Genomic DNA, 288 nt, shown 5'->3' with positions numbered 1-288 from the left:
CTCACCGCGGGCGCTGGTGGACCTGCTCGAGCAGGTGTGGTGGACCCCGGCGCTGATGACCGTTGACGAGTGGCTAGACGCTCAGTTGCGGACGGTCGTGCGGCTGTCGCTGGCGACGGGAGGATGGAGCAGCAACGAGCAGGTCATCGAGGCCCTCGACGGGTCGATGTTTCACCTGCGGTTCTGGCAGTCCAGCCATCGCGGCGGATTGCACGTCTACGAGGTGCCGAAGAGTGAGTGGGAGGTGGCGGACCAGCTCGGTGCGATTGCGACCTAGGTCGCCAGACT

1 protein-coding gene is annotated in these 288 nt (G+C 66.0%); it reads left to right on the top strand.

Features of this window, described 5'->3' with window-relative positions; genetic code table 11:
• On the top strand, window positions 1-277 hold a 277-nt coding region (locus BST14_RS28615), incomplete at its 5' end, for a hypothetical protein (RefSeq protein WP_083067508.1).
• Between the last annotated feature and the right edge of the window lie 11 nt (window positions 278-288).

The organism is Mycobacterium arosiense ATCC BAA-1401 = DSM 45069 (assembly GCF_002086125.1).
GTDB lineage: Bacteria > Actinomycetota > Actinomycetes > Mycobacteriales > Mycobacteriaceae > Mycobacterium > Mycobacterium arosiense.
This window is presented reverse-complemented; position numbering and strand designations above follow the sequence as displayed.